23 protein-coding genes are annotated in these 22,549 nt (G+C 45.4%); 12 read left to right on the top strand and 11 right to left on the bottom strand.

From position 1 onward, the window contains the following. Window positions 1-97: 97 nt before the first annotated feature. Both bamC and dapA read right to left on the bottom strand, forming a co-directional pair. The gene (gene bamC, locus AB6E51_RS09645; protein WP_017060703.1) at window positions 98-1,144 is read right to left on the bottom strand and encodes an outer membrane protein assembly factor BamC; all 1,047 of its coding nucleotides are present in this window, start codon (window positions 1,142-1,144) and stop codon (window positions 98-100) included. A 48-nt stretch (window positions 1,145-1,192) separates the two neighbouring features. Beyond that, window positions 1,193-2,071, bottom strand: a complete 879-nt coding sequence (gene dapA / locus AB6E51_RS09640) for a 4-hydroxy-tetrahydrodipicolinate synthase (RefSeq protein ID WP_017060704.1) — start codon at window positions 2,069-2,071, stop codon at window positions 1,193-1,195. 374 nt (window positions 2,072-2,445) lie between these two features. Between dapA and AB6E51_RS09635 the strand changes: the two genes are divergently transcribed. Then, window positions 2,446-2,988, top strand: coding sequence for a glycine cleavage system protein R (locus AB6E51_RS09635; protein WP_017060705.1), 543 nt, complete (start codon window positions 2,446-2,448; stop codon window positions 2,986-2,988). 12 nt (window positions 2,989-3,000) lie between these two features. Beyond that, a complete protein-coding gene (gene bcp, locus AB6E51_RS09630; RefSeq protein ID WP_017060706.1) occupies window positions 3,001-3,471 on the top strand; it encodes a thioredoxin-dependent thiol peroxidase in 471 nt (156 codons plus the stop codon). Window positions 3,472-3,607: 136 nt separating this feature from the next. On the opposite strand, the gene AB6E51_RS09625 is transcribed toward bcp, so the two are convergent. Next, window positions 3,608-4,684 (bottom strand): AI-2E family transporter, encoded by a 1,077-nt coding sequence (locus tag AB6E51_RS09625; protein WP_017060708.1) that lies wholly within the window; start codon window positions 4,682-4,684, stop codon window positions 3,608-3,610. Beyond that, on the bottom strand, window positions 4,677-4,916 hold the full coding sequence (locus AB6E51_RS09620; RefSeq protein ID WP_017060709.1) for a sulfurtransferase TusA family protein: 240 nt from the start codon (window positions 4,914-4,916) through the stop codon (window positions 4,677-4,679). The genes AB6E51_RS09625 and AB6E51_RS09620 overlap by 8 nt, the downstream gene beginning before the upstream one ends. Before the next feature lie 174 nt (window positions 4,917-5,090). On the opposite strand from AB6E51_RS09620, the gene AB6E51_RS09615 reads away from it, so the two are divergent. The 4 genes from AB6E51_RS09615 (at window position 5,091) to AB6E51_RS09600 (ending at window position 8,053) form a co-directional block, all read left to right on the top strand. After that, window positions 5,091-6,545, top strand: coding sequence for a M48 family metallopeptidase (locus AB6E51_RS09615; protein ID WP_017060710.1), 1,455 nt, complete (start codon window positions 5,091-5,093; stop codon window positions 6,543-6,545). A 123-nt stretch (window positions 6,546-6,668) separates the two neighbouring features. Further along, on the top strand, window positions 6,669-7,019 hold the full coding sequence (arsC, locus tag AB6E51_RS09610) for an arsenate reductase (glutaredoxin) (RefSeq protein ID WP_017060711.1): 351 nt from the start codon (window positions 6,669-6,671) through the stop codon (window positions 7,017-7,019). 6 nt (window positions 7,020-7,025) lie between these two features. Beyond that, window positions 7,026-7,619 carry an NAD(P)H:quinone oxidoreductase gene (gene wrbA / locus AB6E51_RS09605; protein ID WP_372058926.1) on the top strand — a complete coding sequence of 198 codons (594 nt, stop codon included), beginning with the start codon at window positions 7,026-7,028 and terminating at the stop codon, window positions 7,617-7,619. Continuing rightward, window positions 7,616-8,053: a DUF2069 domain-containing protein gene (locus AB6E51_RS09600; protein ID WP_017060713.1), complete on the top strand. Its 438-nt coding sequence runs from the start codon at window positions 7,616-7,618 to the stop codon at window positions 8,051-8,053. The genes wrbA and AB6E51_RS09600 overlap by 4 nt, the downstream gene beginning before the upstream one ends. Before the next feature lie 110 nt (window positions 8,054-8,163). Here the strand turns inward: AB6E51_RS09600 and AB6E51_RS09595 are convergent, their stop codons facing one another. After that, window positions 8,164-9,423, bottom strand: a complete 1,260-nt coding sequence (locus tag AB6E51_RS09595) for a DUF2066 domain-containing protein (protein WP_136978524.1) — start codon at window positions 9,421-9,423, stop codon at window positions 8,164-8,166. A 278-nt stretch (window positions 9,424-9,701) separates the two neighbouring features. Here AB6E51_RS09595 and AB6E51_RS09590 point away from each other — a divergent pair, with 278 nt between their 5' ends. Then, window positions 9,702-10,940, top strand: coding sequence for a uracil-xanthine permease family protein (locus tag AB6E51_RS09590; protein WP_065583985.1), 1,239 nt, complete (start codon window positions 9,702-9,704; stop codon window positions 10,938-10,940). A gap of 141 nt (window positions 10,941-11,081) precedes the next feature. Here AB6E51_RS09590 and upp read toward each other — a convergent pair whose 3' ends face one another. Next, window positions 11,082-11,708, bottom strand: coding sequence for a uracil phosphoribosyltransferase (gene upp / locus AB6E51_RS09585; RefSeq protein ID WP_017060716.1), 627 nt, complete (start codon window positions 11,706-11,708; stop codon window positions 11,082-11,084). Between the two features lie 169 nt (window positions 11,709-11,877). Here upp and purM point away from each other — a divergent pair, with 169 nt between their 5' ends. After that, the gene (gene purM, locus AB6E51_RS09580; RefSeq protein ID WP_008222945.1) at window positions 11,878-12,918 is read left to right on the top strand and encodes a phosphoribosylformylglycinamidine cyclo-ligase; all 1,041 of its coding nucleotides are present in this window, start codon (window positions 11,878-11,880) and stop codon (window positions 12,916-12,918) included. 132 nt (window positions 12,919-13,050) lie between these two features. Continuing rightward, a complete protein-coding gene (gene purN / locus AB6E51_RS09575) occupies window positions 13,051-13,725 on the top strand; it encodes a phosphoribosylglycinamide formyltransferase (RefSeq protein ID WP_017060717.1) in 675 nt (224 codons plus the stop codon). Between the two features lie 116 nt (window positions 13,726-13,841). On the opposite strand, the gene AB6E51_RS09570 is transcribed toward purN, so the two are convergent. Next, the gene (locus AB6E51_RS09570; RefSeq protein WP_372058925.1) at window positions 13,842-14,687 is read right to left on the bottom strand and encodes a class II glutamine amidotransferase; all 846 of its coding nucleotides are present in this window, start codon (window positions 14,685-14,687) and stop codon (window positions 13,842-13,844) included. A gap of 65 nt (window positions 14,688-14,752) precedes the next feature. Further along, window positions 14,753-15,328: a D-sedoheptulose 7-phosphate isomerase gene (lpcA, locus tag AB6E51_RS09565; protein ID WP_017063379.1), complete on the bottom strand. Its 576-nt coding sequence runs from the start codon at window positions 15,326-15,328 to the stop codon at window positions 14,753-14,755. Window positions 15,329-15,657: 329 nt separating this feature from the next. Here lpcA and fadE point away from each other — a divergent pair, with 329 nt between their 5' ends. After that, a complete protein-coding gene (gene fadE / locus AB6E51_RS09560) occupies window positions 15,658-18,123 on the top strand; it encodes an acyl-CoA dehydrogenase FadE (protein WP_059019960.1) in 2,466 nt (821 codons plus the stop codon). 128 nt (window positions 18,124-18,251) lie between these two features. On the opposite strand, the gene AB6E51_RS09555 is transcribed toward fadE, so the two are convergent. Together AB6E51_RS09555 and dnaQ are read right to left on the bottom strand one after the other, a co-directional pair. After that, window positions 18,252-19,499, bottom strand: a complete 1,248-nt coding sequence (locus AB6E51_RS09555; RefSeq protein ID WP_372058924.1) for a TIGR03503 family protein — start codon at window positions 19,497-19,499, stop codon at window positions 18,252-18,254. Between the two features lie 9 nt (window positions 19,500-19,508). Further along, complete coding sequence (dnaQ, locus tag AB6E51_RS09550; RefSeq protein WP_076656889.1) at window positions 19,509-20,276, bottom strand: DNA polymerase III subunit epsilon; 768 nt, start codon at window positions 20,274-20,276, stop codon at window positions 19,509-19,511. 56 nt (window positions 20,277-20,332) lie between these two features. Here dnaQ and rnhA point away from each other — a divergent pair, with 56 nt between their 5' ends. Next, window positions 20,333-20,797: a ribonuclease HI gene (gene rnhA / locus AB6E51_RS09545; RefSeq protein ID WP_017060723.1), complete on the top strand. Its 465-nt coding sequence runs from the start codon at window positions 20,333-20,335 to the stop codon at window positions 20,795-20,797. Between the two features lie 98 nt (window positions 20,798-20,895). Here rnhA and AB6E51_RS09540 read toward each other — a convergent pair whose 3' ends face one another. Next, window positions 20,896-21,678 carry a class I SAM-dependent methyltransferase gene (locus tag AB6E51_RS09540; RefSeq protein WP_017060724.1) on the bottom strand — a complete coding sequence of 261 codons (783 nt, stop codon included), beginning with the start codon at window positions 21,676-21,678 and terminating at the stop codon, window positions 20,896-20,898. 53 nt (window positions 21,679-21,731) lie between these two features. On the opposite strand from AB6E51_RS09540, the gene gloB reads away from it, so the two are divergent. Continuing rightward, window positions 21,732-22,490, top strand: coding sequence for a hydroxyacylglutathione hydrolase (gloB, locus tag AB6E51_RS09535; RefSeq protein WP_017060725.1), 759 nt, complete (start codon window positions 21,732-21,734; stop codon window positions 22,488-22,490). Window positions 22,491-22,549: the final 59 nt, after the last annotated feature.

Genomic DNA, 22,549 nt, shown 5'->3' with positions numbered 1-22,549 from the left:
CGAATACAATAAAAAAGAGGACACAGTGTGTCCTCTTTTTTATTTGCTTTTGCTAATCACAAGGCTGATTTAACTCAGCTTGTGACGGCTTGAATGACTACTCAGCTTTCGCTTCTTTGTCATCTTTGGTTTGGTCAGCAATATGCGCTAATACCGGAACCATAGACTTAAGCAGCTCTTCTTCTACTGGCTTACCTGATGCATCCGTTACGTTGATTGACGTACGGTTGCCAAGGTCACCAAATAGGAAGTTGTAAGTGCCTGGCGCTAAGTCGATAGGCTGTAGGCCAATTTCTTCCCAGAACTCATCATCTGGTGCTGCGTACTTCGCCTTCACCGTACCCTGAGATTGATTGCGTTCTTCAAGCTCAAAGCCCATTTCAGGCAACAAGTTAGGCAGACGCTGCCAGAATACATTGTATGGCGTACGAGCAATAATCACAGGGAAACCACTACGGTCAGCACCCATTGAAATTGGAATACGCTTCACCAACTCTTGCGCTTTCAGCGCCGCTTCAGCACGAAGGTTTTCATCGTACTTAGCCATAACTAGGTTGGTCAGGAACGCGTTGTAACGCTCTTTATTGGTTGCCGTTACTGTTTTCTCTTCAGTACCTTCACGCCAATCAATCAGATTAATCTTGAAGCCATGACGGTTGTTTGCTTGGAAGCGAGAGATAGAGTAACGACTACCAATCTCTACGTCTTCATCTTCAGAAACCCAAGTTACCCAATCGGTCTCAATCTCATTCTCTGATTGCTCACGAATACCAATACCACGTTGAGCCAGCATATCTACAGCCGTTTGCCACACGCGGTCTGCCTCTTCTGCGCGAAGAAGCCATAGTGTCACTTCACCGTTTTGACGCTCAGCACGAGCACCCGGGATCAGTTCAAGAACCTGTTGCGGTGGACGAATATCCACTTCACGACCAGTACCACCACTGAATTCACCGCTTGGGATGTCAAAATTTGGGTAGAACTGAGGCTGAGCATCTACAGGCAATTGCCATTGTGAAAACTCAGGTGTTTCTAAGTATTCGAAATCATCTTTGGCTTGGCGACGTTGAGTCGGGTTGCCAGAACATGCTGTAAGAACGAAAACAGCCAGTGACCCAATCACTAGCTGGTGAGAATACTTCATTTATACTCCTAAATGCCGAAGGTTCGCTTCGGCATCACTTCATACGTTTTAGTAAATGCACGCTTCAGTCATTGCTTGAGCAACAACAGGTTGAGCTGGCTCTGACAGTTCAGTCAGCGGTAGACGTAAGCCACCTTCAGCAATCAGACCCATTTTATGAACCGCCCATTTTACGGGAATAGGGTTAGACTCAACGAACAAATTCTTATGTAGAGGCATCAAACGCTCATTGATCGCTTCCGCTTCTTCAAACTTACCTTCTTTTGCTAGCTTGAACATGGTTGCCATATCAGCGGCTGCAACATTGTTCGTTACAGAGATCACGCCATCGCCACCACGCTTAACAAATTCTAGGCCTGTTAAGTCATCACCACTTAGTAAGATAAAGTCTTCGCCACAAAGTTCACGGTGAATTGCAATTCTGTCGAGATCACCCGTCGCATCTTTCAGTGCAACGATGTTTTCGATCTCAGCAAGACGAGCAACCGTTTCTGGCAACAAGTCTACCGCAGTACGACCTGGAACATTGTATAGAATTTGTGGAACGTCACTGACTTCAGCAATCGCTTTGTAGTGTTGGTACAAACCTTCTTGAGTCGGTTTGTTGTAGTAAGGCGTTACGCTCAGGCAACCAGCAATACCAGAACCATTCAACAAACGGCTGAATAGAACAGATTCATGAGTTGCATTTGCACCTGTACCAGCGATAACGGGAATACGACCATCAGCAAATTCAACGATCTTGTTGACGACTTTGACATGCTCTTCAATAGTGAGCGTTGAAGACTCACCTGTTGTGCCAACCGCAACCAGACCATCACTACCTGCAGCAATATGGTGCTCAACTAACTTTTTAAGGCTGTCGAAATCCACTTCACCATCTGTATTAAATGGCGTAACTAGCGCAACGATACTTCCTGAAAACATGTCTATCTCCCTTAATTTATTCTTTTTGCATGTTACTGTAAGCCAATCAATAAACACAAGACATTAAAGTGGCTTACCGGCAACATCTGCATTAAATATTGTCGTATGTTTGAGGTAAAACGAATTCTAACGGCGTTCTACCTAGAATTTGGGTAACCTGCACTCAATCTAGCGGATAGCACATCACTGGATGTAAGTAACAAGTAAGCTGTGCTCTCATCGCTCTATCTCATTTTTTAACGCGCTCGATATTCTTATCATTGGTTGCATGTTCGAAGCAAGGTCGCACATAAAAAGCCCCGCACGCACGCTTATTCCACGAGCTAACTGTGCTAACATGCATGAATCAATGGAATATAAAGAGACGTGATTTTATGACTCAACATCTAGTAATCACAGCTGTGGGCACTGATCGCCCAGGTGTATGCAACCAAGTGGTTCATTTAGTCACCCAATCAGGCTGTAACATTATTGATAGCCGTATCGCCCTGTTTGGCGAAGAATTTACGCTTATCATGCTGCTGTCTGGAAAGGCAAACAACATTACCCGCGTTGAAACCACCTTGCCCTTGCTTGGACAAGAGCACGACTTGATTACGATTATGAAGCGAACCTCAACTCATGATGTTATTGAGAACTCTTACACAGTAGAGGTGTTCGTTGAGTCAGACGATAAAATCGGACTTACTGAGCAGTTTACCCAGTTCTTCGCAGACCGAAACATCGGCCTCGATTCGTTAAGTGCACGAACCATCAATAAATCTAAGGTTCAACTCGACAACGACCAATTCCATATCTCTATTACCGCTTCTGTGCAATCAGAATGTAACTTGATGCAGCTACAAGAAGAATTCGATTCGCTGTGTCAGAGCCTATCAGTCCAAGGCTCGCTCAACTTTATCAAAAACAGTCTTTAAAAAGGAAATGTCATGAATACGCTAACGGCTGGTGTTCCAGCACCTGCTTTTTCTCTTCCAGATCAAGATGGCAATATCGTATCTCTTGGTGACTTCAAAGGTAAAAAAGTACTTTTCTATTTTTACCCTAAAGCAATGACTCCAGGTTGTATTGTGCAAGCGGAAGGCCTGCGTGATATCAAAACACAGCTTGATGACCTAAACGTGGTTGTTCTAGGTGTGAGTGTTGACCCAGTAAAACGTCTACCAAACTTCGTTGAGAAGAAATCTCTAAACTTCACCCTGCTATCTGATGAAGACCACAGCGTTGCTGAACAGTTTGGCGTTTGGGGCGAGAAAAAATTCATGGGTAAAATCTACGACGGTCTGCACCGTATTAGCTTCCTAATTGATGAAGAAGGTCAGATTGAACATGTCTTCAACAAGTTCAAGACTAAGACTCACCACGAAGTGGTTCTAGATTACTTCAATCAAGAAGCGTAAGGGCGATTTGAGTGAGTTAATGACTTAGATTCACCACTCTCTAAGGCAAGAGCAACACTCATTAAGCTAATGATTAAGCTAAGAGCAAAAAGGCCGAACATCATGGATGTTCGGCCTTTTTCTATAACAAGATCAATTACTTTTGATGTTCAGGGTCATCGTCTAATGCGTGACTCGGTAAAGCATTCCAAACCGCCTTAACTAACGTTGCCAACGGGATAGCAAAGAACACGCCCCAGAATCCCCACAGTCCACCAAACACTAACACGGCAACAATAATGGCCACTGGGTGCAGGTTCACCGCTTCAGAGAAAAGAACAGGAACGAGCACGTTACCATCTAGCGCTTGGATAATACCGTAAGCGAGAAGCAACCAGTAAAACTGAGGTTCTAATCCCCACTGGAACAAACCGACAATCGCGACAGGAACGGTCACAGCCGCCGCACCGATATAAGGAATCAGTACCGAGAAGCCAACCGCGACAGCCAGCAGAGCTGAATAACGTAAATCTAGAATCGCAAAGGTCACGTAGCTGACACCACCGACGATCAAGATCTCAAGGACCTTGCCGCGAATATAGTTCGAGATTTGTTGGTTCATCTCAACCCAAACCTTGGTCGCTAGACGACGGTTTTTAGGCAACACGCCACTCGCCATGCTGATCATCTCTTCTTTATCTTTTAATAAGAAGAAGATCAGCAGCGGCACAAGAATCAAGTAAACCGCAAGCGTAGCCAAGCTCACAAGAGAAGCCAAAGAACCTTTAACAACACTTTCACCAAAGCCTAATGCTTTGTTTTTCGCGTTAGACACAATCGATTCAACGATCTGCAAGTTTGCTAACTCAGGATAGCGCTCAGGAATCGTCGCGATGAACTTCTGTAAGCCGCCATACATACTTGGAATATCATTGATGAGGTTACCCACTTGCTCCCAAATGGTAGGCACTAAACCAAACAGCGCCAGCAACATCAGGCTAAAGAACATCATGATCACCAACATCACCGAAGGCGTTCTTGGAACACCGAGTCTTTGAAGTTGGGTAACAGGCCACTCAAGCAAATAAGCCAACACAATTGCAACCAAGAGTGGCGCAATTAGGTGACCAAAGAAGTAGATCGTAATAAAGCCGAAGAGAATGATGGCAACCAAACTGACAGCATGGGGATCAGAGAAACGTCGTTTATACCAACGATTGACCATTTCAAGCATCTGACTGCAATTCCTTTTTAGTGACGAGGAGATGATGGTAATTAGAGCAAACCTCAGTGATGACGTCATAGGCTTGCTTAGACAAATAAGTAACAATATCTTTCATCGAACTGTTATCAGACACATAAATTGACAATGACTGCCCTACTTCTAACTTTACACTGTGACGCTTGGCTAATAATAGCGCCATTGGACAGCGCTCTTGGCGTAAATCTAGAATATTAGGTGTCATTCTTGAGCTCGATGCTTATTATAAGGGTCGTATTGTAATCTGTTTTTGAAAACGCGCCATCATTCATCCTCCTTCATGATAGCGCACGCACTTGGCAAAGGTTAAATCAGATAAAGAACCAATTTCCATTGCACTTGTCTTACTGTCAGAAGAAACGGAGTATTACTGACTAATATGTTTAAACGCGCTCGCTCAATTGCTTGCTTATGCATCGCAGCTACATTAAGCACCCCAACTATGGCGAATACCAATAGTTTGGAGCTACCAGATATCGGTACCGCTGCTGGCGGCACACTCACTATCGACCAAGAGCTTATCTATGGTGATGCCTACATGCGCATCATCAGAAGTAGCCAGCCTATCGTAAACGACCCAGTTCTAAATCTATATATTGATACTCTTGGCCATCGTCTGGTCGCGAACGCAAATGATGTAAAGACACCTTTCCAGTTCTTTATGATCCGTGACCGCAACATCAACGCCTTTGCTTTCTTTGGTGGTTATGTTGCTTTGCACTCAGGTCTATTCCTGCATGCACAATCTGAAAGTGAATTAGCTTCTGTATTAGCGCACGAAATCGCGCACGTAACCCAACGTCACTTAGCGCGTAGTATGGAAGACCAAGCGCGCCGCTCTCCAGCAACCATTGCAGCGCTAGCAGCCTCTGTATTACTGGCAATTGCAGCTCCTGAAGCCGGCATTGCAGCCCTAACGGCAACGACTGCGGGTAATATGCAAAGCCAAATCAACTACACCCGTAGTAATGAAAAAGAAGCCGACCGCTTTGGTATCAACACGCTAGCAAAAGCTGGGTTTGATGTGAATGCGATGCCACGTTTCTTTGGCCGTTTAGCTGATGAATATCGCTATGCGAGCACACCACCGCCAATGCTACTGACTCACCCATTACCAGAAGACCGAATTACCGATTCACGTGCTCGTGCTCGTAGTTACCCGCCACTGAAACTGGCTCCCTCTCTGGACTACCACCTAGCAAGAGCCCGCATTGTTGCGCGCTATGCTGGCATTAATAATGATGCTGCTCTTGATTGGTTTGAGCGTCAGCTAAAGAAAGCCCCTAAAGCTTTGGTTCCGTCATTAGAATATGGCCAAGCACTGGTTTACCTAGACTCTAAAAAATTAGACAAAGCAGAGCCCATCCTGAACAAGCTGATTAACAGCGATCCAACCAACCTGTTTTATCTAGATGCTATTTCGGATCTGCACATCGAGAAGAAGCAGCCTGAGATTGCGATTAAAGAACTTAAATCGGCACTGGTTCGTCAACCAAACAACCCGGTTCTGACCATTAACTACGCCAACGCACTGATTGAAAATGAAGATCTTCAAGAAGCGGTTCGCGTATTGCAGCGTTACACGCACGATAACCCGAATGACACCAATGGCTGGCACTTACTTTCAAAAGTAAATACGAGCCTTGGTAATAGCGACGAAGAACTGGCTGCTCGTGCAGAAATTTTGGCACTGCAAGCCAACTGGAACAAAGCGATTCAGTACTACACGCAAGCAAGCCAAATCGCAGAATTAGGAAGCCTAAAACAAGCACGCTACGACGCTCGAATTGATCAGCTAATGATTCAACGAGAGCGCTTCTTGTCGCTACAATAGAGTGTTTACTGGTAACGCTCGTTGCCAGTATAAAAAGAAAGCTCAACGTTACACAAAAAAAAGAAGTCACCTATGGTGGCTTCAGCTAAACAATTAAATCAAAAATAATAATGAGGAAGAACCATGTCTGTCGTGATTTATCATAACCCACGCTGCTCAAAGAGCCGTCAAACTCTAGAAGTGCTTCAGGAAAACGGCGTACAGCCAGAGGTAATCAAATACCTAGAGACTCCGTTAACAGTTGAACAGCTGAAAGTACTGTTCACTCAGCTTGGTTTTGACAGTGTTCGCGACATGATGCGCACCAAAGAAGCGGACTACAAAGAAGCAAACCTTGGTGATGCTTCAGTCACTGATGAAGATCTTTTCGCCGCGATGGCAACCAATCCAAAACTGTTTGAGCGCCCAGTCGTTGTCGCGAACAACAAAGCAAAAATTGGTCGTCCACCAGAGCAAGTGCTAGAGATTCTGTAATCCAATATGAGCATTAACATTCTTGTTCTTTACTACAGCCGCCACGGCAACACACAAGCTCTAGCAAGGCAGATTGCACGAGGGGTTGAGTCTATCCCAAACTGTGAAGCCATGTTAAGAACGGTGAACGACGTGTACACAGTAGAAGAGCAGTCTGATTCACGCTATCAACCAACCGATCCTATTGCCTCGTTACAAGAGCTTCGATCTTGTGATGGTTTGGCGCTAGGCAGTCCGGTTTGGTTTGGTAACATGGCCGGGCCAATGAAGCACTTTTGGGATAGCACGACATCAATGTGGATCAATGGTGATCTCATCGATAAGCCAGGTTGTGTATTTACCTCTTCTTCATCATTGCATGGTGGTCAAGAGACAACACAACAAAGCATGATGTTGCCCCTGCTTCATCACGGCATGTTAGTCGTGGGCATCCCCTACTCAGAACCGGCGCTGCACACCACTCAAACTGGTGGTACGCCTTATGGTGCAAGCAGTACTGGAGAGAGCGCTTCACTTAGCAAAGAAGAGATTGAGTTGGCGCAAAACCTAGGTAAACGCCTAGCGCGCATCGCAATAAATCAGAAGGGAATTTCTCAATGATGTATATGCCAGAGAAGGCTATGTCTCCCAAAACCAAGCTATTTCGCTACCTTGCTTTAGCGGGCAACTTGTCGCTTTTATTCTGGGTGGTGGCTTGGCAGATGACGCTTTCACCGCACCCTCATCTCAGTAATGTCACACTGGCGATTGCTTGGGCTATCCCGCTGTTATTGCCATTACCGGGCATTTTAGCAGGAAAACCTTATACGCACGCATGGGCAAATTTCGTCTTGATGCTCTATTTCCTACACGCATTAACTATCTTGTATGTAGACGATGGTGAACGTTTATTAGCGGCTGTAGAACTGCTTCTGACGACTCTAGGTTTCGCGGGCAATATCTTATTTACTCGCTTTAGAGCCAAAGAGTTAGGCATCAAGTTGAAGCGTCTTTCTGAAGTAGAAAAGAGAGAAAAAGCTAAGTTCGAGCAATAATATTGAGCCCATGCTTTTAAACTGACCGCTTACAAACAAAAAGCCCTGCGAGATTGCTCTTGCAGGGCTTTTTTCAAGTTTTCATTTCAATCAGTCATGTCAGCTGACAATTATGAGCGAACCCACTCGTATACCAAGCTTGGCTTAGCATGTACTGGCGCAGTGATGGTTAGATCTTCTGTACTAGAATCCTCTAACGTTGCGTCAGGCGTATTCGTTAGCTCAGCATCCTCAGATACCTCGTTGCCCTTAATCACTTGTACGCCTGAGTCAGTTTCGTCACCAACGACTTCAGCAGCGTCTGTTGAATCATCACCTACAGACATTGTGTTGTCTTGAGTTTCAAATTCAGGGCTCACTTCAGGCTCAATGTAAGATTCTTCAACCTTCGCAACTTGGCGAATACTTGCTACTTCTTGCTCAAACTCTTGTTGAGTCGACAATAAGTGAATTCGGAAAGTGACTTCGTTATTCTGAATCTTCAGAATATCTAGGCTTGCCACCGAGTTTAGACGCTTAAGTGCGTTCTCTAACTGGAAGAAGTCTTGAGCATTATTCAGGCTAATAAACTGCGTTAAAATCGATTCTGATGACTCACTCGCTACCGTCACAGCACTTTTGCCTGCGTAGTAGTTACTGATTTGGTCAACTAACTTCTTAGAAGTCGTGTCGCTGTTACCCGATAGTGAACCACTTACAGGCGATGTTGGTGCACTCGTCAATTGACTTGGCTTTTGATCGTATAGAGCCCAACGTAGGCCTGAAGATTGAGCCTTTATCACCAACACAGCATCAACAGGATAACGCTGACTCGCTTTACTGATTGGCGTAACAAAGCTACCCCACAAATCAGAAGTCGCAATACCCGTAATATCGTCAAAGTCACCCACAGGCAGCGTTAGAGGCAAGCCACGCTCTTTTGCCTTAGCTTGTAAGCTAGCTGCTAACTGTGAGTTAGAGTGTTCCCATACGATGTTCTTGTCGTAGTTGTCCTCTTCCACCAGCCAAACAAGGATGTTTGAACGCGTGTCAGGCCAGTAAGGTAACTGTGCTTGAGTCAACAGAGAACGGATTTGAGCACCGTTAAAACGCATACGCAATGTTGATTGGTCATTGCTTTCGCCAAAACTCATTTGAGACATGTACTGCGAACTCTTGCGCATCGCCTTTTGAATCGTCTCATTCGAAGCGACATCAGTTTGGCCAGTCGCACGTATCAATACCTGCTCCATACCTGTATTTCTTGCCACTTGTTCTGGCTGTTTGTCTTCAGCGTTAATCGCAACTTCAGCACTAAAAATATCTACTTGAGTTAAGGCATAACTCGGAGAGGCTAATAGTCCCATCAACAACAATGCTATGTAGCGCATACTGATCCTAATATTCAAATCTTGTGCCTAGATGATAAGCAACTATGGATTGAGGGGCAAGGTCGATAGCGCCCACTGTGTTTAATAACCACAAAATATCACCTGGCCATGATAAATCGCTCACTTATAAACTGAATTTCTAGGGCTTAGATGGATATAAAACATCACTAAGATAAATAAATTTGATCTATTTGGTGTAGCAATCGATTGCCAAGTGATAGAATCCCGCGAATTTTATTTTTCGCTTTTCATATAACGACCATTTTTAAGGACATAACATGAAAAATGCTCTGCAAGGTGCGCAAATGCTGTTTGTAGCATTTGGTGCGCTTGTATTAGTGCCGCTACTGACTGGACTCGATCCCAACGTTGCACTGTTTGGCGCAGGTATCGGTACCCTTTTATTCCAACTTATTACACGCCGTTCAGTGCCAATCTTCTTAGCATCTTCTTTTGCTTTCATCGCGCCTATCATGTTTGGTATTCAAACTTGGGGTGTTGGTGCAACCATGGGCGGCTTGATGGCGGCGGGTGTTGTGTATGTACTAATGGGCGCGTTAATTAAAGTTCGTGGCGTTGGCTTCATCCATAAACTGCTTCCACCAGTCGTTGTTGGCCCTGTGATCATGGTTATCGGTTTAGGTCTTGCACCTGTTGCAGTTAACATGGCGCTAGGTAAGACAGGCGATGGTGCGGTTCAGCTTGTTGATGCAGACGCTGCCCTGTGGATCTCTTCAATTTCACTGTTAGTGACGATTGTCATCAGTGTGTTTTCAAAAGGCTTCCTTAAGCTACTGCCAATCTTCGGTGGTATTGTTGCGGGTTACATCACCAGCTTGGTATACGGCGCGGTAGACTTCACTCCAGTAGCGCAAGCATCTTGGTTAGCACTACCTAACTTCACAGCACCAGAATTTAACATCAACGCTATCTTCTTTATGGTGTTTGTTGCTATCGCACCAGCCGTAGAGCACGTAGGGGACATGCTTGCTATCTCTAACGTAACCGGTAAAGACTACCTTAAAAAGCCAGGTTTACACCGTACTATCACAGGCGACGGCGTGGCTACAATTGCCGCTTCAATGCTGGGCGCTCCGCCAAACACAACCTACAGTGAAGTAACAGGTGCAGTAATGCTGACGAAAGCATTCAACCCAGTGATCATGACTTGGGCTGCTGTTACTGCTATCGTTCTTGCATTGGTTGGTAAGCTAGGCGCACTACTTCAAACGATTCCGGTTCCTGTAATGGGTGGCATCATGATTCTACTGTTTGGCTCTATCGCAACAGTGGGCCTTAACACACTCATCAAGAACAACGTTGACCTGCATAAATCACGTAACCTTGTGATTGTGGGCATTACTTTAGTCTTTGGTATTGGCGGCATGGCCTTTGGTATCGGTGACTTTAGCCTACAGGGCGTAAGCTTGTGCGGTATCGTTGCGATTCTACTTAACCTAGTACTTCCAGAAGAGCTAGGTGACAACACTGTGGTAGATAAAGCTCAAATCGATTAATGAGTCGGTAAGGCTAGATTCCAAAGAATCACAACCTAACAAGATCAAAAAAGGGAGAGCATCGAATGCTCTCCCTTTTTATTAATACGGTTAATTCAGCGAGTTAAGGAACTGTTTAGAGTCACTTAAGCTGAAACCGAATTACTTAGTACCGAAGATCTTATCGCCAGCATCGCCAAGACCAGGAACAATGTAGCCCTTGTCGTTTAGCTTCTCATCGATTGCAGCCGTGTAAAGCTCAACATCTGGGTGCGCTTTTTCTAGAGCAGCGATACCTTCAGGAGCAGCAACAAGCACAAGAATCTTAAAGTGCTTACAACCTTTCTCTTTCATCAGGTCGATAGTCGCGATCATAGAACCACCTGTCGCAAGCATTGGGTCTACCACTAGAGCAATACGCTCATCGATGTTAGATGCAAGCTTGTTGAAGTATGGTACTGGCTCAAGTGTTTCTTCGTCACGGTAGATACCAACAACGCTGATACGTGCACTTGGGATGTGCTCAAGAACGCCGTCCATCATGCCTAGACCAGCACGTAGGATTGGCACTACCGTTACTTTTTTACCTTTAATTTGGTCAACTTCTACTGGACCGTTCCAACCGTTAATCGTCACACGCTCAGTTTCAAAGTCTGATGTCGCTTCGTATGTTAGAAGGCTACCCACTTCTGTCGCTAGCTCACGAAAACGCTTAGTGCTAATCTCACCTTCACGCATCAGGCCAATTTTATGTTTTACTAGCGGGTGTTTCACTTCAACAACTTTCATTTCCAACTCCGGCAATATTTAAACAAACCTGTAGATTATACACGAACTCTAAGGTTATTTCAGAATCTTTATTCTAATAAAAAAAACCGCGCAAACGTTTGCTCTTGGTAATCAAGCCCTGTTAGAATAGCGCCGTTTTCACATCCAACTTAAGTTCGAGGACTATCCCGTGAGTGGTAATACTTCTTCTCTAAGCTACAAAGACGCTGGTGTTGATATCGACGCTGGTAATGCACTAGTAGACCGTATTAAAGGTGCTGTTAAACGCACTCGTCGCCCTGAAGTAATGGGCGGTATTGGTGGCTTTGGCGCCCTATGTGAACTTCCAACGAAATACAAAGAGCCGGTACTTGTTTCAGGTACTGATGGTGTTGGTACTAAACTTCGCCTTGCTTTGGATCTGAAAAAACACGACACCATTGGTATCGACCTAGTGGCAATGTGTGTGAACGACCTAATCGTTCAAGGTGGTGAGCCGCTATTCTTCCTAGACTACTACGCAACAGGTAAGCTAGATGTAGATACAGCAGCAGACGTTGTTTCTGGTATCGCTGAAGGTTGTGTTCAAGCTGGTTGTGCACTAATCGGTGGTGAAACGGCTGAAATGCCAGGCATGTACGAAGGCGACGACTACGACGTAGCTGGTTTCTGTGTTGGTGTTGTAGAAAAAGCGGACATCATTGACGGCACTAAAGTAGCAGCAGGCGACGCACTTATCGCTGTTGGTTCAAGTGGTCCACACTCAAACGGTTACTCTTTAATTCGTAAAGTTCTAGAAGTTTCTGGTGCTGATAAGAGTGAAGAACTAGAAGGTCGCACTATCGGTGAGCACCTACTAGAACCAACTAAGATTTACATCAAATCGGCACTTAAGATGATTGCAGAGCATGACATTCATGCTATCTCACACATCACAGGTGGTGGTTTCTGGGAAAACATCCCACGCGTACTTCCTGAAGGTACTAAAGCAGTCATTGATGGCAAGAGCTGGGAATGGCCTGCTATCTTCAACTGGCTACAAGAGAAAGGTAACGTGGAGACATTCGAAATGTACCGCACTTTCAACTGTGGTGTAGGCCTAGTTGTTGCTCTACCTAAAGATCAAGCAGACGCTGCTGTTGAACTACTGAAAGCTGAAGGCGAAAACGCTTGGGTTATCGGTGAGATCGCAAACGCTGAAGCTGGCGAAGAGCAAGTTGAAATTAAATAAGTGATACGCTCACTTACTTAGTTAATCAATGAGGACCTAATGGTCCTCATTTTGCTATTTAGCCCGCAGAAAACCTTAGTTTATGTAGGTACATTGTAAACAATTCAGTTAATCAATCGTATGACCCACTCTATGAAAAACAATCACTCAAATAAAACCAGTCACTCTCAGAAAAACATCGTTGTGTTAGTTTCAGGAAGCGGAAGTAACTTACAGGCTATTTTAGATGCCTGCGATAGCGATATGATTGATGCATCGGTTAAAGCTGTCTTCTCAAACAAAGCAGAGGCTTTTGGATTAGAACGAGCGAAAACCGCAGGTGTTGACGCTCATTCAGTGAATCCAAAAGACTTTGGTTCACGTGAAGAGTTTGACCATGAATTGATGGTTCAGATCGATGCTTACCAGCCAGATTTAATCGTACTCGCTGGCTACATGCGAATCCTGAGTTCAGAGTTTGTTCGTCACTATGCAGGGAAAATGGTCAACATCCACCCTTCTCTGTTGCCGAAATACCCAGGCCTACACACCCACCAGCGTGCCATTGATGCGCAAGACAAAGAACACGGTACTAGCGTCCACTTTGTTACCGAGGAGCTCGATGGCGGCCCTGTGATCTTGCAAGCTAAGGTGCCGGTATTTGAAGATGATGATGCTGATATGTTGGCAAGCCGAGTGCTGACTCAAGAACACTGCATTTACCCTATGGTCTGCAAGTGGTTCGCGGAAGACCGTTTATCAATGGTCAATGGACAGGCTGTGTTAGACGGTAAAGCATTAGGTAAACACGGTTACGCAGAAGAGTAATTCGTCAAACGACTCTCAGACAACAAATTGCTGAAAAACAAAAAGGCCGCTTACTGACTGGTTAGTGCAGTAAGCGGCCTTCGTTTGTTCGGGTTCAAGCAATACGATCTACAGCATTAGCTTAATGGCTCTGTCGGTGCTTGGCTCGCTACCTTTTTCGGCGCATAAGCAACATCTTCTAACGCTTGATGGTTGTTGCCAATCAGCTCACCAAAATGAAACAGTGCGTATTCGCCCGGCTTCATTCTAAACCACTGTTCATTGTCCGTAAGAGGTTGAGTTGCTACCACCGTCACCACATCATTTGGTGTAGTTTCTTCTTGGAAGTTAATCTCAACATCTTCATCAATCAGGCTCGCTTTACCAAAAGGTGCGCGCCTTGTTATCCAGTACAAATGGTTGGTACAGAAGGTCATCACATACTCACCATCACTGAGTAACATGTTGAAAACGCCTTTCTCACGCAGCTTGTCACAACACTCAGCCACAAAGCGAAACATACCTTCCATATCTTGAGGTGGCTCAGGAAAACGCTCTTCGAGTTGTTTGAGTAACCAACAGAAAGAGAGCTCACTGTCTGTCTCGCCGACCGGTCTGAAACGACCACTGATCAGATCGTCGTAATCCGTTAATTGACCATTGTGAGCGAAGGTCCAGTATCGCCCCCAAAGCTCACGAGTAAAAGGGTGTGTATTTTCTAGATTAACACCACCACGGTTCGCTTGACGGATATGACTGACAACGGCTTGGCTTTTAATTGGGTAGTTTTGAACCAACTCAGCGATCTTAGATTCACAGCTAGGGTTAGGATCTTTAAATGTACGAAAACCCTTTCCTTCATAGAAGGTAATACCCCAGCCATCGCGGTGCGGGCCAGTATTGCCTCCACGCTGCATAAGACCAGTAAAGCTAAAACAAATATCAGTTGGCACATTCGCGCTCATACCGAGCAATTCACACATGGTTTAATCTACTCCCTATTAAAACCAATGGAGCCTAAGCTGGGCTCCAAATGTCTGTAAAACTATTATTCCATCTCTTTTTCAACAAGCTGAATCACAATATGAATGATCTTAATGTGAATCTCTTGGATGCGATCTGCGTAACCAAAGTGTGGCACTCGGATTTCGATATCAGCACAACCCGCCATTTTGCCGCCATCTTTACCCGTCAATGCAATCGTCTTCATGCCTTTAGCTTGAGCAGCTTCAATCGCTTTTAGAATATTGGCAGAGTTACCTGAAGTCGACAGACCGAACAACACATCACCTTTACGGCCTACCGCTTCTACATAACGAGAAAATACGTGGTCGTAGCCAAAATCATTACTCACGCAAGACAAGTGGCTTGGATCTGAAATCGCAATACCAGCGTAACCTGGACGGTTTTCACGGTATCGGCCTGTTAGCTCTTCCGCGAAGTGCATTGCATCACAGTGTGAGCCACCGTTACCACAAGAAAGCACCTTGCCTTCTTGCTTGAATGAGTCAGCAATCAGTTTTGCCGCCGCTTCAATTTGAGCGATGTTATGGTCGTCACTCAAAAACTTGTTAAGAACGTCAGCAGCTTCGTTTAATTCACTTTTGATTAGGTCTTGGTACATAAGGCTTATCTCTTATTTTTTTTAACGCAACTTAAAGTGCGTGAAATGAGAACTGAGGGTTTTCCCCTCTTTATAACTGAGTTTACCCACAAACATGAAATAGTGTCGACACTTAAGCCCAAAGATTGCCACCTTTATTAGGGTCTCACTGCCGATCCGTCCAAATATTCGCCACCAACCTCTCACAATTAGAACTTTAACTCTATTGAGATCACTTTTTACTCACTTTGGAGTTTTACAAATATTTAATATTTTGTTTACACTTGACTGGTTAGACCTCTTACCTAAAACTTAATAACAATAAGTGATCTCTGAAAAGGAAATCGATCATGAACATATTGCTCTCCCTACTCGGCATGACCGCCATCTTAGGCGTCTGTCTTTACCATAGAGTTAGTCTGGTACGTGCATTAGTTGTATTAACCGGCGCAATGGTAGCATTAACACTGCTTGGCGGCGTGGCTGTTACTGGCTGGCTTTGCTATCTATTAGCCGTTGCGATCTTTGCTGTACCGACCATTCGTCAGACACTGATCAGCCAAAAAGCACTCTCTTTATTTAAGAAAGTTCTACCGGCGATGTCTCAGACAGAAAAAGAAGCACTAGAAGCTGGCACAGTATGGTGGGAAGCAGAGCTGTTCAAAGGCAAACCTGAATGGAAGAAGCTTCAGAACATTGCTGATCCGAAGCTCTCTGAAGCTGAGCAAGCGTTTTTAGATGGCCCAGTAAATACCGTGTGTGAAATGGTCAATGATTACCAAGTGACACATGAGCTTGCTGATTTGCCACCAGAAGTATGGCAATACCTGAAAGACCATAAATTCTTCGCCATGATCATCAAGAAAAAATACGGCGGCTTAGAGTTCTCAGCTTACGCTCAATCTTTGGTTCTACAGAAGCTAACGGGCGTTTCTAGTGTATTGTCATCGACGGTTGGCGTACCTAACTCATTAGGCCCTGGTGAACTTTTACAACACTACGGAACAGAAGAACAAAGAAACCACTACCTGCCTCGCTTAGCGGAAGGTAAAGAGATCCCTTGTTTTGCTCTGACTAGCCCAGAAGCCGGTTCAGATGCAGGCTCTATCCCAGATTACGGTGTGGTATGTAAAGGCGACTGGCAAGGCGAAGAAGTACTTGGCATGCGCCTAACTTGGAACAAGCGTTACATCACTCTCGCGCCTGTCGCGACGGTATTAGGCTTAGCTTTTAAACTTCGTGACCCGGATGGCCTGCTTGGTGATCAAAAAGATCTTGGTATCACTTGTGCGCTTATCCCAACGGATTTAAAAGGCGTAGAGATTGGCAACCGCCACTTCCCACTAAACGTACCTTTCCAAAATGGCCCGACGCAAGGCGACGATATCTTCGTGCCTATCGATTTCATCATTGGCGGTCAGAAAATGGCCGGTCAAGGCTGGCGTATGCTGGTTGAGTGCCTGTCGGTTGGTCGTGGTATCACACTGCCTTCAAATTCAACTGGTGGCATCAAGTCTGCCGCGCTTGCAACTGGCGCTTACGCTCGTATCCGCCGTCAGTTCAAACAGCCTATTGGCCGCATGGAAGGGGTTGAAGAGCCACTTGCACGCCTTGCAGGTAACGCTTATGTAATGGACGCTGCAAGTAACCTAACCGTTGCGGGCATCGACCTTGGTGAAAAGCCTTCGGTTATCTCTGCAATCGTTAAGTACCACTGTACTCACCGTGGCCAGCGCAGCATCATTGATGCGATGGATATCGTCGGTGGTAAAGGCATTTGTTTAGGCCCATCGAACTTCCTAGCTCGTGGCTACCAAGGCTCGCCTATCGCGATTACGGTTGAAGGCGCAAACATCCTGACTCGTTCAATGATCATCTATGGTCAAGGTGCGATTCGCTGTCACCCTTACGTACTGAACGAAATGGAAGCGGCTTATTCTGAAAGCAGCGATGCGCTTGATAAGTTTGATTCAGCGTTAGCAGGGCACGTTAGCTTTACGATGAGCAACCTAGTCCGCAGCTTGTGGTTTGGTTTAACCGATGGTCGTGGTTCTGATGCGCCAACACCTTCAAATAAAACAGATAAACAGACACAGCGTTACTACCAACAGCTAAACCGCTACAGTGCAAACCTAGCGCTACTGTCTGATATTTCAATGGCAGTTCTAGGCGGATCACTGAAGCGTAGAGAACGTTTATCAGCAAGACTGGGTGATATCTTAAGTCAACTTTACCTCGGTTCAGCAACGTTGAAGCGCTTTGAAAGTGAAGGCAGCCACGCTGAAGATCTACCGTTAGTACATTGGGGGATGCAAGATAGCTTACGTCAGACTGAAGTGGCGATTGATGAATTCTTAGCGAACTTCCCTAACCCTGTGATTGGTCGTCTGCTTCGTGTTGTGCTAATGCCATTTGGTCGTATCCGTCGTGCTCCAAACGACAAGCTCGATAGCAAAGTTGCGCACATTCTACAAACACCAAGCGAAACACGCTCTCGTATAGGTCGCGGCCAATACCTAGAAGCGACGGAATACAACCCAGTAGGTAAGATTGAAAAAGCGCTAGAAGTGATTCTTCAAGCTGAACCTCTGTTCGACAAAGTCTGCAAAGAGACACATCAAAAACGTGCCTTCTTACGACTTGATCTTGTTGCTCAGTTGGGACTTGAGAAAGGTATCTTAACGCAAGACGAAGCAAATCTTCTGATTAGCGCTGAGGAACATAGACTGTACACGATTAACGTGGATGACTTCTCACCAGAGGAGCTTGCAGCAAAATCTCAGTACCCAGACCAATCGATTGATAACGTCGCTTAAGGCCAGAAAAAGAAACAAAAACGGGACTACTATGAGTCCCGTTTTTTTGTTCATGATTTCGTTGCCACAAATTCCAATGCTTTATCTAGCAGCTTATTCTCTCTAGACAATCTAATCATCTAAGCGAGTTACTTGGGCGCCTTGAGCTGCATCTCAGGTAACGCTTTTTTCTTCGCCTTGACCTTACGAACCACAAACCAAATCAATAAGCCCAATAGAATAGCGACCACATTACCCACCGCAATAATGATCATACTGCGCTGTCTGTCATCTTCACGTTTTTGAAGGATCATCAACTCTGTTGCGATACGCTTCTGTTCAGCAAGAGCTTCTTCTTGAAGACGTCGTGACTCTGCTAAGTCGATATCTTCAACAACGCTGTACGACTGCTCGGTAATTGGAAAAATCAGCGGGCGCTGACTTGAAGCATCAGTGGCATAAACCATCCCTGACCAATTATAAATTCCTAAATCGCCATTATAAGGCACCTCTAAAGCGACTTTCATTGCGTCGACTTCAGCTTGCCCCTGCTTGTACATCACATATTCATCAGGAGCCTTGTGCTCAACATGAACCGCTAACGAGCTCGGTGCGATCATCCCCTGTTCACCAGACACCACAATAGTATGAGGTAAACCCTCTTTTCGTGATTGAATGAAGGTGCTAGTGATCGGTGTTGGGTAAACCAAGACTTCTTGCTCTTGCGCTCGCAGGAACACGCCATTACCAGAGGTAATAAGCGCTCGGTATTTACCGGGCTCGATATCAATTGGCAAAGAGACAGTGAACACACCATCTCCGGCCTTTTCATCAAGATCAGCGCCATCATCGGCAAACTCGCCCATCACAACCGGCACCGGGCGCGCTTCTCTCACCAAAGACTCTTCGTTTTCAACAAACTTAGTAAAGGTAACCTTAAGCTTCACGCGATCGAGAAAATCGCGCAGCACCAGCGGCTTGCCATCAGAAGTCAGTCGAGCGGTAAATTTGATGCGCTCTGTTTGATACAACTTATCTGGGAACTCATTAGCATCCAAAACAAGATGAGACAGCAGCTTGATATTGTTCTTAGGGGAAACTTTACCTATCGCTTGCCAAGGGCCGGGCATCGGATTGTCGATAGAGATAATGTCCATGGACGATTCTTCGTACCAACGGACATTATCAGCATTGCGCCAAGAGTAGTATTTCTTGCCATCAGGGCGAACCAAAACGACAGGTTTAGAGTTATCGGCTCGATAAATCACAAAGGTGACTTGTTCAATACTGGGATCAACTCTAAAACGGTTGTCCAATAAACTCATAACGGATTCTGTTGCTGCATGTAAGCCAAAACTTAACAGCAATAAGCAACCGGTAGCCAATACCCTTAACATACTTTCTCCCTACTGACGCCAGAGGCAGCTTCCGCTTTTCTCGACGAGATCTAAACGACTTTGATGCGCTTCTACTTCATCGGCCGTAGCTCGTAAAACCTTTAGGGATTTTCGACCACTTTCTACTCTTCGTATGCTTTCGGCTTCACCTTCCTGTTGACCAGCGTTAAATTGCAGCGAAGTTTGACCACCCGTCATCAATAAGTAGACGTCGGCTAGGATCTCCGCATCGAGCAATGCGCCGTGGAGAGTGCGGTGCGAGTTATCGATACCGTAACGGTCACATAAGATATCTAGGTTGTTTCTTTTACCTGGGAATATCTTCTTCGCCATTGCCAAGGTATCGGTAACTTTACAGTAGTCATCCGTTTTACCTATCGCTGGGTTGAGCTTCTCAAACTCATAGTCCATGAAGCCCGTATCGAAGGGCGCGTTATGAGCCACCAGCTCCGCACCTTTGATAAAGTCGAGAAACTCTTTATGAATGTCTTGGTATTCAGGCTTATCAATCAAGAATTCATCGGTAATACCGTGAACGCCAATCGCCTCTTCTTGAATCGCACGATCGGGCTTGATGTAGACGTGGAAATGACGCCCGGTCAGCCTACGGTTGATGATCTCTACTGCACCAATTTCAACGATGCGGTGACCCATATAGTGAGGGCCACCTTCTGTATTCATACCGGTGGTTTCGGTATCGAGTACAACAATGCGCTTATTTTCGTTCGAACTGTTTTTTTCGCTCGTGCTTTGTTCTGGAGTGCTACTGGTATTCATAAGGATAACTGTGTCAGACTATGCCGATAATGTGCTTGAGGTAATAGTATCAAATCATGACGAAACAAGTTGAAATTTTCACTGATGGTTCTTGTTTAGGCAACCCTGGTCCCGGCGGCTATGGCATCGTACTTCGCTACAAAAAAGTCGAGAAGACGCTAGCAGAAGGTTTCACGCTAACAACCAATAACCGTATGGAAATGCTCGCCGCTGTCGTTGCTCTCCAAGCCCTCAAAGAACCTTGCTCTGTGATTCTGACCACAGATAGCCAATACGTGCGTCAAGGCATCACACAGTGGATTCATAACTGGAAAAAGCGTGACTGGAAAACAGCCGACAAGAAACCGGTTAAAAATGCCGATCTGTGGCAAAGGCTCGATAAAGAAACCGCTCGCCATAGCGTTGATTGGCGCTGGGTAAAAGGACACGCGGGACACAGAGAAAACGAAATGTGTGATGATTTAGCGCGAAATGCAGCGGAGAATCCGACTCTAGAAGATACGGGCTATCAACCAAGCTAATCGTCTTTTTAATTAGACGCACATTTCAGAAAGCGATTTATAATTTCTTAAACTAATTGACAATTTCTCAATCGAATTGATAGATGAAAAGCCGACAACTAATCGGCTTTTTCTGTTTTTAGCGGATATGACGCTTTGGCTGAATCCATTGTACGGCGCGTATTGGTTCTAAAACTTGCCCCAACAGGCGAGAAACGTCGCTTGAGGTGCCAATGTGGTTTGATGGGTTTTAGCGGGTAAGTACGCTTACGAGCAACAATAAAGTATTGGCTTCCGGCGAAGGATGCACAACCACCTAAGCTGTTCTCCAACCACGTCCACATCGCTTGATACTTACTCATCGGAAACAGCGCGTAGGTGTCACAATGAATTACTTCATAGTTAAGTACACCTAACCAGTCTTTAATTCGACTTGGCGTGTACATACGCCCACTCCAAGGCAAGCTGTTCTTTCGCCAAGGCATCAAACTGGCAAGCCCAGTGACACTGATTGGGTTGAAGCCCGTGATAATGATATAGCCATCGTCCATCATCACTCGATCGACTTCTCTCAATAAGCGATGCGGGTCATTGCTATAATCTAGCTGATGACTCAGTACTACAACATCAAAGCTTTTCTCCAAAAAGGGTAAATTATAGCCATCCGCTATCACATTATGTAATGGGTTCTGGATATCTAGGTTTACTTGATGTTGAATGTTGCATGTGCAGCTAGAAATCTCACTACTGAGGCCACCGAGCTTGAGCATATGGTAACCAAATAGCTTTGGGCACCACTCATCGAGTCGAGTTTGAATAGATTCTCTCAACCAGTCCCCATTGTGCAATTGCGCCCAAGTGTAAGGACGTTCAAACTTCTTTCTGCTACGTGCTGGCTTCATCAATAATCTGTCTCACTTATTCTGTCGCACTAATAGTGACTGGAGAACCAATAATGTTACATATCAAAAGCATACCTGCATTTAACGACAATTACATCTGGCTGATTCAAAATAGCGATCGCCGTTGTGCTGTCGTCGACCCTGGTGATGCGGCTCCAGTATTAGAGTACTTGGCACACCATGAGCTAACTTTAGATGCAATCTTGATTACACACCACCACCACGATCACATTGGTGGTGTTCCAGAACTCGTTAGACAATTTCCCGGCGTGGATGTTGTCGGTCCAAGGAATGAACCTATCCCTACCTTAACTCATCCGGTCGATGATGGTGATCAATTAGAACTGTTTGGCGAAGTATTCCTCGTCCTAGGGCTCAGTGGCCATACTGCGGGTCATATTGGTTATGTGGGCGATGCCAAACTGTTTTGTGGTGATGTGTTGTTCTCTGCGGGCTGTGGCCGAATCATGGAAGGCACACCACAACAGATGTTCGATGCACTGAATAAGATCACGGCTCTGCCTCAAGAAACCGAAGTTTATTGTGCACATGAGTACACTGCAGCCAATATCGCTTTCGCATTAGCCGTAGAGCCTGATAACCAACATTTGCAGCAATATCGCGACCAAGTGAACCGACTTCGCGCTCAAAATAAGTCGACCATCCCCACAAATTTGAGACAAGAGAAGTTTGTGAACCCCTTCCTGCGCTATACCGAGCCAAGTGTAGTGAAATCAGTGTCTAATCGCACCGAGCAGACCGATCCTTTATCGGTATTCACCGCTTTACGTGCGTGGAAGAACGAATTTTAACAAATACAGACTTGTCACTCATAGGGGGTGGCAAGTATTATCATCGGCCGTTAATTAAA

This window comes from Vibrio sp. 10N.247.311.47, from assembly GCF_041467535.1.
In the GTDB taxonomy this organism is placed as follows: Bacteria; Pseudomonadota; Gammaproteobacteria; order Enterobacterales; family Vibrionaceae; genus Vibrio; species Vibrio crassostreae_C.
Note: the sequence above shows the minus strand (reverse complement) of the source record. Positions and strands in the feature narration are given on the sequence as shown.

Excerpts from the sequence above, each read along its gene's own strand:
- bamC (WP_017060703.1), bottom strand. The coding sequence starts at position 1,144 with ATGAAGTATTCTCACCAGCTAGTGATTGGGTCACTGGCTGTTTTCGTT.
- dapA (WP_017060704.1), bottom strand. The coding sequence starts at position 2,071 with ATGTTTTCAGGAAGTATCGTTGCGCTAGTTACGCCATTTAATACAGAT.
- AB6E51_RS09635 (WP_017060705.1), top strand. The coding sequence starts at position 2,446 with ATGACTCAACATCTAGTAATCACAGCTGTGGGCACTGATCGCCCAGGT.
- bcp (WP_017060706.1), top strand. The coding sequence starts at position 3,001 with ATGAATACGCTAACGGCTGGTGTTCCAGCACCTGCTTTTTCTCTTCCA.
- AB6E51_RS09625 (WP_017060708.1), bottom strand. The coding sequence starts at position 4,684 with ATGCTTGAAATGGTCAATCGTTGGTATAAACGACGTTTCTCTGATCCC.
- AB6E51_RS09620 (WP_017060709.1), bottom strand. The coding sequence starts at position 4,916 with ATGACACCTAATATTCTAGATTTACGCCAAGAGCGCTGTCCAATGGCG.
- AB6E51_RS09615 (WP_017060710.1), top strand. The coding sequence starts at position 5,091 with ATGTTTAAACGCGCTCGCTCAATTGCTTGCTTATGCATCGCAGCTACA.
- arsC (WP_017060711.1), top strand. The coding sequence starts at position 6,669 with ATGTCTGTCGTGATTTATCATAACCCACGCTGCTCAAAGAGCCGTCAA.
- wrbA (WP_372058926.1), top strand. The coding sequence starts at position 7,026 with ATGAGCATTAACATTCTTGTTCTTTACTACAGCCGCCACGGCAACACA.
- AB6E51_RS09600 (WP_017060713.1), top strand. The coding sequence starts at position 7,616 with ATGATGTATATGCCAGAGAAGGCTATGTCTCCCAAAACCAAGCTATTT.
- AB6E51_RS09595 (WP_136978524.1), bottom strand. The coding sequence starts at position 9,423 with ATGCGCTACATAGCATTGTTGTTGATGGGACTATTAGCCTCTCCGAGT.
- AB6E51_RS09590 (WP_065583985.1), top strand. The coding sequence starts at position 9,702 with ATGAAAAATGCTCTGCAAGGTGCGCAAATGCTGTTTGTAGCATTTGGT.
- upp (WP_017060716.1), bottom strand. The coding sequence starts at position 11,708 with ATGAAAGTTGTTGAAGTGAAACACCCGCTAGTAAAACATAAAATTGGC.
- purN (WP_017060717.1), top strand. The coding sequence starts at position 13,051 with ATGAAAAACAATCACTCAAATAAAACCAGTCACTCTCAGAAAAACATC.
- AB6E51_RS09570 (WP_372058925.1), bottom strand. The coding sequence starts at position 14,687 with ATGTGTGAATTGCTCGGTATGAGCGCGAATGTGCCAACTGATATTTGT.
- lpcA (WP_017063379.1), bottom strand. The coding sequence starts at position 15,328 with ATGTACCAAGACCTAATCAAAAGTGAATTAAACGAAGCTGCTGACGTT.
- fadE (WP_059019960.1), top strand. The coding sequence starts at position 15,658 with ATGAACATATTGCTCTCCCTACTCGGCATGACCGCCATCTTAGGCGTC.
- AB6E51_RS09555 (WP_372058924.1), bottom strand. The coding sequence starts at position 19,499 with ATGTTAAGGGTATTGGCTACCGGTTGCTTATTGCTGTTAAGTTTTGGC.
- dnaQ (WP_076656889.1), bottom strand. The coding sequence starts at position 20,276 with ATGAATACCAGTAGCACTCCAGAACAAAGCACGAGCGAAAAAAACAGT.
- rnhA (WP_017060723.1), top strand. The coding sequence starts at position 20,333 with ATGACGAAACAAGTTGAAATTTTCACTGATGGTTCTTGTTTAGGCAAC.
- AB6E51_RS09540 (WP_017060724.1), bottom strand. The coding sequence starts at position 21,678 with ATGAAGCCAGCACGTAGCAGAAAGAAGTTTGAACGTCCTTACACTTGG.
- gloB (WP_017060725.1), top strand. The coding sequence starts at position 21,732 with ATGTTACATATCAAAAGCATACCTGCATTTAACGACAATTACATCTGG.